Raw genomic sequence first — 15047 nt, 5'->3', positions numbered from 1 at the left:
ATGCACCCCGCTACATCCCCGACGGCTGACGCGCCGGCCGCGCGTGGCCACCGCACCGCCCCGCGGCGGGCCGGCCTGCTCCGGCGGCTCACCGCCGCGGTGCTCGCCGTTCCCCTCGTCCTCGGCGCCGCGGCCTGCGGCGACGACGACGCCGGCTCTGACGGGAAGATCGAGATCTCGATCTTCTGGTGGGGAGGCGACGCCCGCGCCAAGCTCACCGAGGAGGCTCTCGCGCTCTACGAGTCGAAGAACCCCAACGTCAGGTTCAAGAAGACCTGGCAGGCCAACCAGGGCTACTTCGACAAGCTCGCCACGCTGACCGCCGGCGGCGACGCGCCCGACATCTTCCAGATCGACGACAACTTCCTCACCGAGTACGCTTCCCGCAACGCCACCCTGGACCTGATGCCGTACAAGAACGAGGGAAAGCTCGACCTCTCCAAGTTCCCGGAGAGCCTCTGGCAGTACGGCGTCGTCGACGGCAAGCTCGCCGGGGTCGCGTTCGGGGAGAACACCCAGGGCCTGGTCTACAACAAGTCGCTGCTGGCCAAGCACAACCTGCCCGAGCCGAAGACCGGGATGAGCTGGGAGGAGTTCATCGCCTGGGCGGAGAACGTCTCCAAGACGACCAAGATCCCCGGCACGATGGACCCGAGCGCCGACTACAAGGCGTTGTGGGTCTGGCTACGGCAGCAGGGCAAGGACCTCTACAAGGGCAAGGACCTCGGCTTCACCGTCGAGGACGTGACCAGGTGGTTCGAGCTGTGGAAGGGCGCCCGGGACCGGGGCGCCACCCCGACCGCGGACGTGATCCACGAGGGTAACGCCACCGACATCACCAAGCAGCTCGTGGTCACCGGCAAGGCGGCCACGTCGTTCGTCTGGGCCAACCAGATGCCGGAGCTGAAGAAGAACACCACCGACGAGCTGGGCGTGATCGCGTACCCGGGTGACCCGAGTGCCCAGTGGGCCCGGGCCTCGATGTACTTCTCGGTGTTCCGCGGCTCCAAGCACGCCGACGTCGCGGTGGACGTGATCAACTTCCTGGCCAACGACCCGGAGGCGGGCAAGATCCTCGGCACCGACCGTGGTCTTCCGTCCAATCTGGAAATCCGCAAGGCGGTCGAGGAGACGGTGACCGACCCGGCGATGAAGCTGTCGATCCAGGTCGAGAACGAGCTGGGCGCCAAGTTCGGCCCCTCGCCGCAGGTGCCGCTCAAGGGCCACAGCAAGGTCCGGTCCGAGCTGGTCAAGTTCGCCGAGGAGGTCCAGTACGGGCGGCAGACGCCGGCCCAGGCGGCGGCCGCGTTCGTCGAGGCCTGCAAGGCTGCGATCGCCTAGCCGGTCGGAACCGTCGGAGAGGAGTCCGCTCGTGGCGTTGACCACGGCGCCCGCCCCGACTCCGCCGGCCAAGAAGTCCGTCCGGGCCGCCGCCAAGACGCGGCGGCCCGGACGGATCCGGCACGGTGAGGGTCTGGCCGGGTACGTCTTCCTGTCGCCGTGGCTGCTCGGCCTGATGGGCATCACGGCGATCCCCATGCTGCTCTCGCTCTACCTGAGCTTCACCAACTACGACATCCTGACCGACCTGTCCGACGTCGAGTGGGTGGGTCTGGAGAACTACCGGCGGATGTTCACCGCGGACCCGTCGTACTGGCACTCGGTGCAGGTGACGGTGATGTTCGCGCTGATCGCCGTACCGCTGAAGCTGGTCGCGGCGCTCGGGGTCGCGCTGCTGCTCAACCGCGCCTGGCGCGGTGTCGGGTTGTTCCGCGGTCTCTTCTACCTGCCGTCGCTGCTCGGCGGCAGCGTGGCGCTCGCCATCGTCTGGGTGAACATGTTCAACCGGGACGGGGCGTTCAACTCGTTCCTCGGGCTCTTCGGCATCGAGGGCAAGCCCTGGGTCAACGACCCGGAGTGGGCCCTGGAGACCCTGATGGTCCTCGCCATCTGGCAGTTCGGCGCGCCGATGGTGATCTTCCTGGCCGGACTGAAGCAGGTGCCGACCGAGCTGTACGAGGCCGCCGCGGTCGACGGTGCCGGGCGGGTCCGCCAGTTCTTCCGCATCACACTGCCGATGCTCTCGCCGGTGATCTTCTTCAACCTGGTGCTGGAGACGATCAATGGGTTCCAGGGCTTCACCGCGGCGTTCGTGCTGAGCAACGGCACCGGAGGGCCGGTGGACTCGACCCTGATGTACACGCTGAACCTGTACATCACCGGCTTCACCGAGCTGGAGATGGGCTACGCCTCGGCCATGGCCTGGGTCTTCCTGGTGGCGATCGCCCTGGTCACCGCGGTCTTCTTCAGCACCGGACGGTTCTGGGTGCACTACTCGGACGGAGACGGACACTGATGGTCGCGCACACCCCGGTCGCCGCCGGCGGCGACCGTACGGCCACCGCCCGCCGTCGCTCTGGCGTCGGCCGGCAGGTCGTCCGGCTCGCCATCCTGGTGGCGATCCTCGCCGTCGTGCTCTACCCGCTGATCTGGATGATCGGCACCTCGTTCAAGTCGCAAGAGGAGATCGTCAACAACATCGGGCTCATCCCCCGCAGGTTCACCCCGGGCAACTTCACCGAGGGATGGAACAACTTCGACGTCAGCTTTGGCCGCTTCTTCCTGAACAGCGCGATGGTCAGCCTGCTGACGGTGGTGGGCAACATGGTCTCCTGCCTGCTGGCCGCGTACGCCTTCGCCCGGCTGCGGTTCCGGCTGCGGCGCTTCTGGTTCGCCATCATGATCGGGACGCTGCTGCTCCCCGGGCACGTGCTGACGGTGCCGCAGTACATCCTGTTCCGGAAGCTCGACATGGTCGGCGGACCGTGGCCGTACCTGCCGCTGGTGCTGCCGCAGTTCCTCGCCACCGAGGCGTTCTTCGTCTTCCTGATGGTTCAGTTCATGCGGGGCATCCCGCGCGAGCTGGACGAGGCGGCGAAGATCGACGGCGCCAACGCGTACGGGATCTTCCGGTACGTGATCCTGCCGCTGAGCCGGCCGGCGCTGGTCACCACGGCGATCTTCTCGTTCATCTGGACCTGGAACGAGTTCTTCCGTCAGCTCGTCTACATCTCCGACCTGGACGCCTACACGGTGCCGGTGGCGCTGACCCTCTTCATCGACTCGACCAGCCAGAGCGCGGTCGGCCCGATGTTCGCCATGTCGCTGCTGTCGCTGCTGCCGGTGTTCCTGTTCTTCGTCGCGTTCCAGCGCATGCTGGTGGAGGGGATCAACACCAGCGGATTGAAGGGATGATGCCCCATGTCGCGGCGGCGGCCCGCAAACAATGCGGAGCGGCCCGAAGACTGCAGGCGGCTCGGAGACACGGGAAACCGCCCGCAGCCACGCGGCCGGCCCGCAGCCACGCGGGGCGGCCCGCCGGTGGTCGGGTATGGGCAGCGGGGCGGCCCGCGGTGACGCAGAGGGGGCGAGGTGACGCAGAGGGGGCGAGGTGACGCAGCGGGGACGGAGTGACGCGATGGCCGAGGTCGCCCGCGGGGCGTCGGAGGTGGGTCGGCAACGGCCGCCGGTCGGGCCGAACCAGCCGGTGCAGCCGGGCACGCCGAACCGGGCAGAGCACCCGGGCGGCCCGGGCGTCGACCGACAGCGGCCAGCCACGCCGACCTGGCCGGAGGAGCCGCCCGCGCCGGGCGCCGACCGACCGGACTGGCGGGACACCCTGCGCAACGCCGCCGACCTGGCCCTGCTCGGCATCGCAGCCACCGTCGCGACGCTGCCGGTGGTCACCGCCGGCGCCGCCCTCGGTACCGCCAGCGCCGCGCTGCACCACTGGATCGAGACCGGCTCCTGGCCCGGCCTCCGGGCGACGCTGCGCGGTTTCGGCCGTCGGGTGCTGCCCGGCGCCGGAGCCACCGCCGTCGCCGGCCTCGCCGGCACGCTCCTTGCGGTGAACCTGCTGGTACTGGGGCGCGGCGTCGTTCCCGGCGGCACGGTGCTCGTCGCGGTCACCGTCGCCCTGGCGGTGGCCGCCGGCGGCTTCGCCGGACTGACCATCGTCCAGCTCGGCCGGCAGGGCGGCGAGGGGTGGGGCACGGCGGCCCGCGCCGCCGCCCGCCTCATCGCCGCCCGCCCGGCCGTACTGCTCGGCACCGCCGGGGTGGTCGCGCTGGCGGGCCTGCTCTGCGTCCTCGTGCTGCCGCTGCTCACCCCGATCCTGCTCGGTTACACCCTGCTCGGACTGCACGCCACCACGCGCCGGATCGCCGGGTCGGACCTGTCCTGACCTGGACTCCGACACCCCCGACAGACCCACGGCAGGCAGGAGGGATGCCGGCGCGCGTCCAGCCCGGCGGGCGCAGACGCGTCTGATCCGGCGGATGCCGGGCGAGGATTCCCCGGTCCGACGAATGTGGCGCGCGTACCCGGGCCGGCGGATACCAAGCCGACGGAGGGTGGGCCTGCGGGGAGGCCGAATCGTCCGGGGACACCCGCGAATGCCTGCCGGGCCAGCCGACGGATGCCCGCATCCCGGGGCCACGGTCCCGTACCGGCGGTTGTCCGTCAGAGACGTACCGCGGCGAGGTTACTCCGCGACGAACCGGGTGAGCACGAACTCCGACCGGCCGGCGCAGATCAGTACCGAGGTGGTCCAGGAGCAACTGGTCCCGACGACCTCCTTGAGCGGGCCGAGCTGGGTCAGCCTGCCGGATTTGGCCACCACCCCGGCGACGCTCATGGTGCCGGGGTACGTCGACAGCGCGTCGTCGAAGAGCAGCAGGTTACCGCCGTTGATCCGGCTCGCCACGCCCTCCCGCTCCAGCACCTTCCGACCGTCCGGGGTGAAGAGTCGGACGGTCGTCCCCGAGCTGGTCGTCTGCACCACGATGTTCTGGCCGACCGCGCGGAGCCGCTCGCCCTTCGGCACGTCCCGCCGCCAGGCCACCTCCGCCTTGTCCGTCCGGACCGCCACGAGCTGCGCGGTCGCGCTGTCCGTGCCGGCGGTCTCCAGCACGCAGACCTGGTGCTCGCCGCAGGGCAGCAGGTCGACGGGCTGGCGGCTCTTGTCCGGTGCCGTGTAGACGGTCGTCGGCGTGCCGAGGGTCCTCAGGTCAAACCGCGCGAGCCCGTAACCGCCGCTCTTCGGGGCCACGAAAAGCTCCCCCTCGTACGCCAGCAGCAGGTCGTCGGTGTCCGCGGCGTTCGCGCGCTCCTTCAGGACCTTGCCGGCCGCCACGTCGATGAGCCGGACCGAGCCGTCGGCGCCGACCTCGACCAGCCCGGGCTCCTTGCCCCGGTTCGGCAGCATGTGGTTGCCGTACGCGTCCGCCGTCCCGCCGTACTCCCCCGGGGTGTGCACCGGCTCCACGGCCGAGTCACTGCCGAACTCACCCTTCGGGCTCGGCAGACTCCACTCCCGGCCGGTCCGGGCGTTGATTCCGATGACCGCGTCGGCGTCCCTGTCCAGCAGGACGACGTACTCGTCGTAGCTGTGGGCCTCGGCGCCGCCGCTGATCTGCCGGCTCCACAGCTTCTTCCCGGTGTCCGGGTCGAAGCCGACCAGGACACCGGGGTCGCTGGAGCTGGTCGCACCACCCCGGACGATGAGCGCCTTCGGCAGTGCCTGCAACCAGAGCCACCGCTCGGCGGTCTCGTCGGTGGTGAACCACCGGGCGACCTTCGCCGTCGTCGGGTCGACGACGGCGACATCCAGCCGGTTGTCGGAACGCTGGTAGCCGACGTAGGCCCGGTCGCCACCGGTGGTGGTCAGCAGCGTCGTCGCGTCCGGCTCCCGGGTGGCGATCCGCCCGACCTCGGCGAAGGGAGCGAAGTCGAGGGCGGGATAGGGGTCCCGGGTCAGGTACAGCACCGCCGCGGCGGCCACGGCCACCACCGCGACCGCCGCACCCGCGCCGAGCCAGACCACGCGGCGGCGCAGCAGTTCGGCCCACCCGGCCAGCCGTGCCGCGCCCCCGGTTGGTGGCATCCCGCCCCCGGCCGGCCCGTTCGGGTACGCCGGCGCCCCGGCCGCCCCGTACGGCGGCGGGCTACCCGGCGCTCCGGGCTGGCCGGGCGACACCGGATGCGGCGCCGTGGCCACCGGCGCCCGTCCCGGCTCGTACCCCCCGGCCGGCGCGCCGCTGACGGGCACGGCGCCCGCCGGGGCGCCCGAGACCAGCCCGCCGGCGGGGCTCACCGGCACGCCCGTAGTCGGCGCCACCCCGGCCACGCCGGCCGGCGCCTCCGTCCCGGCCGCCGGCACCGCCGGCGCCAGTTCGGCGAGCGCACCCTCGGCGACCGGCAGCTCCGGCTGTTCGAGCACGGTGGGGGCGATCCCGAGTTCGGCATGTAGCAGCCGGGCCACCAGCGGGACCCGCGAGGAACCGCCGACCAGGAACAGCCCGGCGAGCTGGTCGGCGGTGAGCCGGCAGTTCGCGATCACCGTCGCGGTCTCGAAGACGCCACGGCGGAGCAGCGGCGTGATGACCCGCTCCAGCTCCTCCCGGGTCAGGTGCAACGCCTGCTCGATCCCGGGCACCGGCACCGGGGCGGTCGCGGCGCGGGAGAGCATCTCCTTCGCTCCCCGCACGTCGTCCCAGAACTGCCGGCGGTTACGCCACTGGCTGGCCGTGACCGGCTGGTTGAGCTGCTGCCAGACCGGCCCGTGCGCGACGCTGATGACGGTGCCGAGGTGCTGGACGAGCGCGGCGTCGAGGTCAAGCCCGCCGAGGTCGGGAACGCCACCCGACCCGATCACCGCGAACCGTGGCCGGCCGTTCCCGTCGACCCCCTCGTTGCGGACCACGGCAATGTCCAGGGTGCCGCCGCCGAAGTCGAAGACCGCGAGGGCCGAACCGACCGGCACCGGGCGGCGCAGGACGTCGACGAAGTAGCGCGCGGCCGCGACCGGCTCGGGCACCAGCAGCGTGCCGCCGCCCGCGGACCGGGGCGCCGGCACGACCGGGGCGCTCCCCGGGCCGGCGGGGGCGGCCGGGGCCGAGCCGAGCCGGACCGTCGGCTCGGCATCGTCCGGGTCGACGACCGGCCCTGCGGCGACCCCGCCGACCGGGGGCCAGCCGGCCTGGGCGACGGCGGCGGCGAGCGCCTCCCGGCGCCGGGCGCCCCAGGTGGCGGGATAGGTCAGCACCGCCGGGGGCAGGAAGCCGACCGCCTCCACGGCGGCGTTCGCCACCGCCCGCAGCACGCTGGCGAGCAACTCCGCTGTCGGGATCTCCCGGTCGCCGAGCAGCACCGCCGGCTCGTCGATCCGTCGCTTCGGGTTCGGCTCGTACCGGGCCGGGTCGGCCTGCGCCAGCCGCTGCGCGTCCCGGCCCACGTACAGCCGTCCGTCGGGGCCGAGGAAGACACCGGAGGGCAGGATTGGCTGTCCGTCGAAGAGCAGCGGCCTGGTCCGGCCGTCGGGCCACCGCAGTACCGCCACGGTGTGTGAGGTTCCAAGGTCGACGCCGAGCCCGTAGCCTCCGCCGTCCTGGCCTTCCATGCAGTGACTCCTCCGCCGGACGTGGACGTTGCCCGGCCCTGCATGTTACGGACGCTGCCTGGCACCGGCCCGGACGGCCCCGCGCGACGGCACGAAGGCGGGAGAATGATCGTCGGAGGCCGCCGGTGCCCCACGGGCGGTCAGCCCGTGCCCCACGGGCGGTCAACCCAACCTGGACCGGGTGGCGCGCTCAGGCAACTCTCAACCGGGACGGGACTTGCTGCCGGCCTCCACGTCGCCGCATGGCCCGGGCAACCGGGCCGCATGGCCTCGGGCAGCGTGTGCGACGGTGCGGGCCGCCGCGGCGCAAGGGGAGGCTGGCACGGTGTCACTGGCCCGGAAGGGCAGTCGGCGGATCGTCGTCGACCAGGTCGCGTTCCGCTGGGCGGTACGCCGACGACCCACGTACTGTCAGGCCAACGGGTGGACACCGCTGAGATTCGTGGTCCACCGGGCCGACCGGCCGGGCAGCGTACTGGTCGTGTCGTTGCCGTACGCGCACCCCGGGAACTGGCTCGGCCTGCCGAGCACGACGGTTCGACCCGTACTCGTGGCGCTGGCTGTCCGCCGGGCGCTCGCCGCGGGCTGGCAGCCGACGCGACCGGGCCCGCCGTTCACGCTGACCTTCCGTGACCACGACGACGTGGAGTCGTGTGGCGGTATCACCCGAGGTGGTGGGCGACGGGCAGACCCGCCGGCCCGCTCCGGTTACCCCGCTAGCGGCTCGACGGACAGCGAACGGGTGTGCGGCGGATCGTAGGGACCGCTCTCGATGCCCCAGGACGAGATCCAGACGGGCGTGACGCGTACCCAGAGGGGTCCGAAGCCGGGGCCGAGGCGTTCGCCGCCGGTGCCGACAATCTCCGCCCGGCCCCGGATCGACACCCCGCGCGGGTGGAAGGGGTCGAGCGAGGCGAGGTCGTCGATCACGACGGCGACCCGGGGGTCGGTCTCGATGTTGCGGAGGTAGTGGCGCCGTTGGCCCCGGCCGGGCAGGTCGGCGGCGCCGATGGCGAGGGTGCCGTCGCCGGCATCGAACCGGACCCCGACCGGTACGACGTGGGGCTGGCCAGCGGCATCGACGGTGGCGAGCCGACCGAGCCGTTGTTGGGACAGGTAGCTGCGCTCGGCGTCGGTGAACCCGGTCAAGGTGCCCCTCCTCAGACGAACCGCTGGTCTAGCTGAAAGGAAGGGCCCCTTCCTATCGTTTTTTGTTGTAGAAGGGGCCCTTCCTAACACTCAGGCGTTCAGGCGGCGAGACGGCGCCGGGACACCTCGGCGAGGGCGACCGCCGCCGCCACGCTGGCGTTCAGCGACTCGACCTCGGAGGCCATCGGGATACGTACCCGCAGGTCGCAGGTCTGCCCGACGAGCCGGGACAGGCCCCGTCCCTCGGAGCCGACCACCACCACGAGCGGACCGGTCGCCGCCTCCAGGTCGTACAGGTCGGTCTCGCCGTCGGCGTCCAGCCCGACCACCAGGAAGCCCTCCTGCTGGGCGAGCTTCACCGCCCGGGTCAGATTCGTGACCTGGGCGACCGGCACCCGGGCCGCCGCTCCCGCGCTGGTCCGCCATGCGGTCGCGGTGATCCCGGCGGCTCGCCGCTCGGGTACGAAGACACCCTGGGCGCCGAACGCCGCCGCCGACCGGATCACCGCACCGAGGTTGCGCGGGTCGGTGACCCCGTCGAGCCCGACCAGCAGCGGGGAGGGCTGTTCCAGCGCCACCGCGAGCATGTCCTCGTAGACCTCGTAGGCGAACGGCGGCACCTGCACGCCGATCCCCTGGTGCAGCACCCCGCCGGTCATTCGGTCCAGCTCGGCCCGGCTGACCTCGATGATCGCGATACCCCGGTCGGCCGCCGTCCGGACCGCCTCGTTCACCCGGTCGTCGATGTCGATGCCCTGGGCGACGTACAACGCGGTCGCCGGTACGTTCGTCCGGAGCGCCTCCACCACCGGATTCCGGCCAACCAGCAGCTCGGCGGCCTCCCGGCCGGGCGTGCCCTTGCGCCCGGGCGCGACCCGGGGTCCGGGCCGCGGCACCGGCTTGGTGGTGGTCCGCCCGGCGGTCGCCGCGCCCCGACCGGCGCTGACCGCTCGGCGGCCGCCCTTGCCCCAGGTGGTGTCCTTGGTGCCGGGAATGCCGACCTTGGGGATCCGACCCTCGGCGGCGGCGGCGCGACGCTCCTTCTCCTGCTTCCAGGCGGTACGGCGCGGCAGCTTCTCGGTGCCGGAGTACGCCTTGTGCCACGGACGTTCGTCGGCGGGCAGGGTCCGGCCCCGGCCGGCGAGGCGCGCCCGGTTCTTGCCACCGGAGCCGACCGGGGCGCCCTTCTTCGGGGTGACCCGACGGCCGCGACGCTGCGAGTTTCCGGGCATCAGTCCTGCTCTCCGATCGTCCAACGGGTGCCCTGCGGGGTGTCCTCGACCACCACGCCGGCCTTGCGCAGACGATCCCGCACGGCGTCGGCGGTGGCCCAGTCCTTCCGGGCCCGGGCCTGGGCCCGCTGCTCGATCGCCAGCTCGACGAGCGCGTCGACCACGCCCCGCAGGTCACCATCCTGCCCGTCCCCGTCCCAGGCCGGGTCGAGGGGGTCGAGACCGAGGACGTCGAGCATCGCCCGGACCTCGGCCAGTGCCGTCCGGGTCCCCTCGTCGTCGCCGCCGTTCAGCGCGAGCTGGCCGTTCTTGACCGTCTCGTGCAGGACGGCGAGGGCGGCGGAGGTGTTGAGGTCGTCGTCGAGTGCCGCACCGAAGGCGTCGGGAAGGTCGCCGAGTTTGCCGGCCCCGACCCGGTCGGCGGCCCGCCGGACAAAACCCTCCACCCGCCGGTACGCCACGGCCGACTCCCGCAGCGACTCGTCGGAGTAGTCGATCCGGGAACGGTAGTGCGGGGCGACCATGTAGTAGCGCAGCTCCGCCGGCCGTACCCCGATCCGGGTGACGTGGTCGAGGTCGATCACGTTGCCGAGCGACTTGCTCATCTTGGCCTCGCCGAGGTTGAGCAGGCCGTGGTGGACCCAGTAGCGGGCGAACGGCAGCCCGGCGGCCCGGGATTGGGCCAGCTCGTTCTCGTGGTGCGGGAAGGTCAGGTCCAGCCCGCCGCCGTGGATGTCGAACTCGGGGCCGAGGTAGCGCCAGCACATCGCCGAGCACTCGATGTGCCAGCCCGGGCGACCGGGCCCCCACGGCGACGGCCAGGCGGCCTCGGCCGGCTCGTCCGGCTTGGCGCCCTTCCAGAGCGCGAAGTCCCGGGGATCCCGTTTGCCCCGCTCCTCGACCTCCCCGGTCACCTGCGTCGCGTCCGGGTCCTGGTGGGAGAGGACGCCATACCGCGGGTACGACTGGACGTCGAAGTAGACGTCGCCGGAGCCGTCGTCGGCCGGGTAGGCGTGCCCGGCCGCGATGAGCTTCTTGATCAGCTCGTGCATCTCCGGGATGTGCCCGGTGGCCCGGGGCTCGTACGTCGGCGGCAGCACGTTGAGCGACCGGTAGGCGGCGCCGAGGATCACCTCGTTGGCGTACGCGATCGACCAGAACGGGCGCTGCTGCTGGACCGCCTTCGCCAGGATCTTGTCGTCGATGTCGGTGACGTTGCGGACGAACGTCACCTGGTAGCCGCTGCGCAGCAGCCAGCGCCGCAGCACGTCGTAGTTGACACCGGAGCGAAGGTGGCCGATGTGCGGCGGGGACTGGACGGTGAGACCACACAGGTAGATCCCCACCCGACCGGGACGCAGGGGGACGAAGTCCCGCACCGAACGGGCAGCGGTGTCGTACAGGCGCAGCGTCACCGTACAAGGGTACCGGGTACGAGGATGAGCCTCGCTTCTCGGATTCCGATGAGACCGTACCCGCCCGTACCCCTGCCGTTCTGGGCTGGCCAGGGCCGTCGAGGCACCGGGATCCCGCCGAACGGGTACGAGCAATTGAGGATCATGAAATGCGCGAAGCCACGGCCGATCTCGGAACATCCGATCGACGACCGCGCCGATAAATCGATATGAGGTGAGGGCGGCGGCTCGGGAACGGCCCGGGCCGCCGCCCAGCGTCACACCCCGGCCGGCACCGTGGAGATGGTCGGCTCGTAGTCGTACAGGTATCCCTGGGCCCGCTCGTAGAACGGGAGGAGCAGGCGCATCATCGCCGCGTCCAGGTAACGCTTCACGGGTCCGGGCTTCTTGCCGTCGCGGGCGTCGTCGGCGTGTTTGAGCAGCCTGGTGATGCGCGGGCGGCGTTCCGCCTCATAGGCACGAAGCGCCGCGGGAATCGTCGGCGCGGCCCGCAGTGCCGCGGTGATCACCAATGCGTCCTCGATGGACATCGAGGCGCCCTGCCCGACCCCGACCGGGTGGGCGGCGTCGCCGACCAGGACGACGCGAACGCTGTGCCAGGTCCGGATCCGGTCGCAGACGTACATCTGGGCGGTCGCGAAGATCTCCGTGGCGGCGGCCAGGATGGCCGACGGCACGGCCTCCGGGAACAGCTCGGGCAGGCGCCGTCGCCATTCCGCCTCGTCGACGTCGCGTAGCCGGGGCGGCACGGGGTCGGCGACCTGGGCCGCCCACCACGCGGTCTGTTCGTCGATGGTGCTGTAGACGAAGACACCGTTTCGTCCCATGGTGGCGCTCCAGACGCCGACCTCGGCGTCCCTGATCGTGGCGGCCCCGCCGACCGCGTAGAGCCCCGCGTACTCGGCGCGCGGCGCGGACGGGTCGAGCAGCCGACGCACGGTCGAGTGGATGCCGTCGGCGCCCACGAGTAGCTCCGCGGTGTCCCTGCGGCCGGAGGCGAACTCGGCCGTCACGTGGTCCGACGTCTCCCGCATGTCCACCAGGCGTTCGCCGGTGACGATGCGCGCGCCCGCGTCGAGGGCGGCGCGCCGCAGGATGCTCACCAGCCGCCCGCGCATGATCGTGACGCTCCGCATCGGGTCGGCCTCGCGGCGAAGGCGCGGTACATCACCCAGCAGGCGTCCGCTCCCGGTGTAGAAGCGCATCCGCTCGATCTCGTGGCCGGCCGCCTGCACCTCGCGCAGGCAGCCCAGCCTCTCCAGGCAACGCAGCCCGTTGACCGCGAGGCTGAGGTGGCCGCCGACGTCCCCGGCCGGGTCCTCGTACGCCTCGTAGACGGTCACGTCGTGGCCGTCCCGCCGCAGCGCGAGCGCGGTGGCGGGCCCGGCTATGCCGCCTCCGATCACGATCACCTTCATGACGCCTCCCTGAACGCCGATTCACTGAATTGTGTTTCAGTGAAAGTATGTTCGATAGTATGGGCCGGGTCAACAGGCGATGGAGGACGGGATGCCGCGGGAGAGGAGCACCACCCGGAAGGCGAAGGCGGCCGAGACCCGCGCCGCGCTGCTCGAGGCGGCGCGACGGCTGTTCAGCGAGCGCGGCTACCTCAACACGAAGATCACCGACATCACGGCCGCGGCCGGACGTGCCACGGGTTCGTTCTACGAGCACTTCGCCAGCAAGGAGGAACTGCTCACGGCGCTCCTCGCCGAGTTGGAGGACGCGGTCGACGCGCACGTCGTCGCCATGGAGCACCCGCGCGAGCACGACCTGACCGACCGCGACCAGCTACGCGACCACCTCGCCGCCGCGTGGACCGTGATGCGTGACAACCGCCCGGTGGCGGTCGCGCTGTTCCAGGCGATGGTGGCCGACGACCCCGGCTCGGGCCGCGCCTGGCGCGATCTGCGGGAGCAGACCCGCACCATCCGTGAGCACCTGGAATACCTCGTCGAACGCGGACACCGGCTGCCCGGCGATCCGGAGCTCGTCGCGGCGGCGATCGGCGCGATGCTCCTCACGCTCAACTACGCGCTGCTCAAGACCCCGGACTCACCCGACGACGACCGCGTGGTGGAGACCCTCACGGACTTCACGTTGCACGGGCTGGCCGGGCCGCCGGCGCCGTCTCAGTCGGTTCGGCCACCGGACGCGCCACCCGCCGCCCCCACGACCGCATAGCCCCGGGACCGGGAACCACCCCAGTCCGCCAACCTTCGCCACACCCAAACACCGGCCGTACGCTCCCTGATGTGGCGACGACGGCAAACGACACACCCCGTACCAGCGAAACCCGCACCACGGACGGAACCCCCGCCACCGACGCCACCCCCAGCCGAGGCGGAGGCGAAACCGCCCAAACCCTGGACCGCGGCCTCCGACTACTACACCTCGTCGCCGAAACAACCGGCGGACTCACCGTGACCGAGGCGGCGGCCCGGCTCGGCGTCGGCCGGGCGGTCGTGTACCGGCTGCTCGGCACGCTCACCGAGCATGGGATGCTGCGCCGGGACAGCGCCGGACGACTGCACCTCGGCGCCGGGCTGCTGCACCTGGCCCGGCGTGCCCAGCCACTGCTTGCCGACGGGGCGCTGCCGGCGCTGCGCCGGCTCGCCGAGCAGACCGGTGCCACCGCCCACCTGACCGTGGTCGACGGCGGAGAGGGAATGGCGCTGGCCGTGGTCGAGCCGAGCTGGACGACGTTCCACGTGGCGTACCGGGCCGGGACGCGGCACCCGCTGGAACGCGGCGCCGCCGGCCGGGCGATCCTGGCCGGTCGGCAGGGTCGGGCCGAGCCGGTGGCGACCAGCGGCGAACTTCAGGCCGGCGCGTACGGGGTCGCCGTACCCGTCCTCGGGGTGCCGGGCCTGGAGGCGAGCGTCGGCGTGGTGGCGCTGGCCCCGCTGGACGTCAACACGGTCGGCGCCCGGGTCGCCGTCGCGGCCACCGAGATCGCGACCGCGCTCGCCTGAGCCGCGACGCACTCCTGAGCGGCCAGACGGCCGGAAATCGCCAGGGCCAGCACCGGCCCGCACGCGTCATCCGACGCCGTGACGAACCGCTGAGGAGCCCCAGCGGGGTCCGTCACCGCCACCCGGCGAGCACCGCCGGCAGCTCGGCCAGGGACCGGATCTCGGCGTCCGGACGCAGGTCCGCCGGACGCGGTAGCCCGGCCCGGTTCAACCACACCGAGCGCAACCCGGCCGCCTGCGGGGCCCGGACGTCGTGCTCCGGCGAGTCACCGACGTACACGATGGAGGCGGGCGGGGCACCCGCCGCCGCGGCGACGGCGGCGAAGAAGGCGGGTGCGGGTTTCTTCGGCACCCCGGCCTCGTGCGCATAGATCTCGAAGGCGAACTGGGCGGCGAGCCCGCACCGGTCGGCCCGGCTGTTGCCGTTCGTCGCGTACCCGAGCGTGTACGACGACCGCAGCGCGGCCAGCACCGGTATCACGTCGGCAAACGGCTCGGTCAGGGCGAATCGGCGGGCGAAGAAGAGCGTGGCCATCCGGTCCAGTTCGTGGCCGAGCCCGACCCGGTCGAGGGACCGGGCCAGCGCGGCCCGCCGGACCGCCACGACCGGCTCGTCGGGCCGCTCGGCGAGGCATGCGGCGAAGTCGGCGCGTAGATCCGCGAGGGACACCCCGGCCGCCGCCGGGGTCAGCCGCCGTATCTCCCCGAGTACGGCAGCCAGCCCGCCGTCGACCGCCGGATCCAGGTCGAGCAGGGTGTGATCCGCGTCGAACACGACCGTGGTGAGCACCCGGCGAGGGTACCGGGGCGGGAGAAG

The 15047-nt window shown here is 72.2% G+C and carries 13 protein-coding genes; 7 read left to right on the top strand and 6 right to left on the bottom strand.

Annotated features, from left to right (window positions below):
• The 4 genes from EF879_RS23035 to EF879_RS23020 all read left to right on the top strand — a co-directional run bounded on the left by EF879_RS23035 (position 1) and on the right by EF879_RS23020 (position 4243).
• Positions 1-1341, top strand: coding sequence for an ABC transporter substrate-binding protein (locus EF879_RS23035; RefSeq protein WP_123561998.1), 1341 nt, complete (start codon positions 1-3; stop codon positions 1339-1341).
• A gap of 31 nt (positions 1342-1372) precedes the next feature.
• Entirely contained in the window at positions 1373-2356 is a 984-nt protein-coding gene (locus EF879_RS23030) for a carbohydrate ABC transporter permease (RefSeq protein WP_123561996.1), read from the top strand.
• Positions 2356-3255, top strand: coding sequence for a carbohydrate ABC transporter permease (locus tag EF879_RS23025; protein ID WP_123561994.1), 900 nt, complete (start codon positions 2356-2358; stop codon positions 3253-3255). The genes EF879_RS23030 and EF879_RS23025 overlap by 1 nt, the downstream gene beginning before the upstream one ends.
• A gap of 223 nt (positions 3256-3478) precedes the next feature.
• Entirely contained in the window at positions 3479-4243 is a 765-nt protein-coding gene (locus tag EF879_RS23020) for a hypothetical protein (RefSeq protein WP_233604678.1), read from the top strand.
• Positions 4244-4543: 300 nt separating this feature from the next.
• On the opposite strand, the gene EF879_RS23015 is transcribed toward EF879_RS23020, so the two are convergent.
• Positions 4544-7459 (bottom strand): Hsp70 family protein, encoded by a 2916-nt coding sequence (locus EF879_RS23015; protein WP_123561992.1) that lies wholly within the window; start codon positions 7457-7459, stop codon positions 4544-4546.
• Between the two features lie 325 nt (positions 7460-7784).
• Here EF879_RS23015 and EF879_RS23010 point away from each other — a divergent pair, with 325 nt between their 5' ends.
• The gene (locus tag EF879_RS23010) at positions 7785-8219 is read left to right on the top strand and encodes a hypothetical protein (protein ID WP_199736574.1); all 435 of its coding nucleotides are present in this window, start codon (positions 7785-7787) and stop codon (positions 8217-8219) included.
• Here EF879_RS23010 and EF879_RS23005 read toward each other — a convergent pair.
• From EF879_RS23005 to EF879_RS22990, 4 genes are all read right to left on the bottom strand, one after another.
• Positions 8168-8608: a PPOX class F420-dependent oxidoreductase gene (locus tag EF879_RS23005; RefSeq protein ID WP_123561990.1), complete on the bottom strand. Its 441-nt coding sequence runs from the start codon at positions 8606-8608 to the stop codon at positions 8168-8170. The two genes, EF879_RS23010 and EF879_RS23005, sit on opposite strands and share 52 nt — an antisense overlap.
• Positions 8609-8706: 98 nt before the next feature.
• Positions 8707-9840 (bottom strand): 23S rRNA (guanosine(2251)-2'-O)-methyltransferase RlmB, encoded by a 1134-nt coding sequence (rlmB, locus tag EF879_RS23000; protein ID WP_123561988.1) that lies wholly within the window; start codon positions 9838-9840, stop codon positions 8707-8709.
• A complete protein-coding gene (cysS, locus tag EF879_RS22995) occupies positions 9840-11255 on the bottom strand; it encodes a cysteine--tRNA ligase (RefSeq protein ID WP_123561987.1) in 1416 nt (471 codons plus the stop codon). Before cysS ends, rlmB begins: the two co-directional genes overlap by 1 nt.
• Before the next feature lie 257 nt (positions 11256-11512).
• Complete coding sequence (locus EF879_RS22990) at positions 11513-12673, bottom strand: NAD(P)/FAD-dependent oxidoreductase (protein ID WP_123561985.1); 1161 nt, start codon at positions 12671-12673, stop codon at positions 11513-11515.
• A gap of 91 nt (positions 12674-12764) precedes the next feature.
• Here EF879_RS22990 and EF879_RS22985 point away from each other — a divergent pair, with 91 nt between their 5' ends.
• Both EF879_RS22985 and EF879_RS22980 read left to right on the top strand, forming a co-directional pair.
• Complete coding sequence (locus tag EF879_RS22985; protein ID WP_123562066.1) at positions 12765-13439, top strand: TetR/AcrR family transcriptional regulator; 675 nt, start codon at positions 12765-12767, stop codon at positions 13437-13439.
• A gap of 182 nt (positions 13440-13621) precedes the next feature.
• Positions 13622-14230: an IclR family transcriptional regulator gene (locus EF879_RS22980; protein WP_233604688.1), complete on the top strand. Its 609-nt coding sequence runs from the start codon at positions 13622-13624 to the stop codon at positions 14228-14230.
• A 112-nt stretch (positions 14231-14342) separates the two neighbouring features.
• On the opposite strand, the gene EF879_RS22975 is transcribed toward EF879_RS22980, so the two are convergent.
• A complete protein-coding gene (locus EF879_RS22975; protein ID WP_123561980.1) occupies positions 14343-15020 on the bottom strand; it encodes an HAD family hydrolase in 678 nt (225 codons plus the stop codon).
• Between the last annotated feature and the right edge of the window lie 27 nt (positions 15021-15047).

It is taken from the genome of Micromonospora sp. HM5-17 (genome assembly GCF_003762835.1).
Taxonomy (GTDB): domain Bacteria; phylum Actinomycetota; class Actinomycetes; order Mycobacteriales; family Micromonosporaceae; genus Plantactinospora.
Note: the sequence above shows the minus strand (reverse complement) of the source record. Positions and strands in the feature narration are given on the sequence as shown.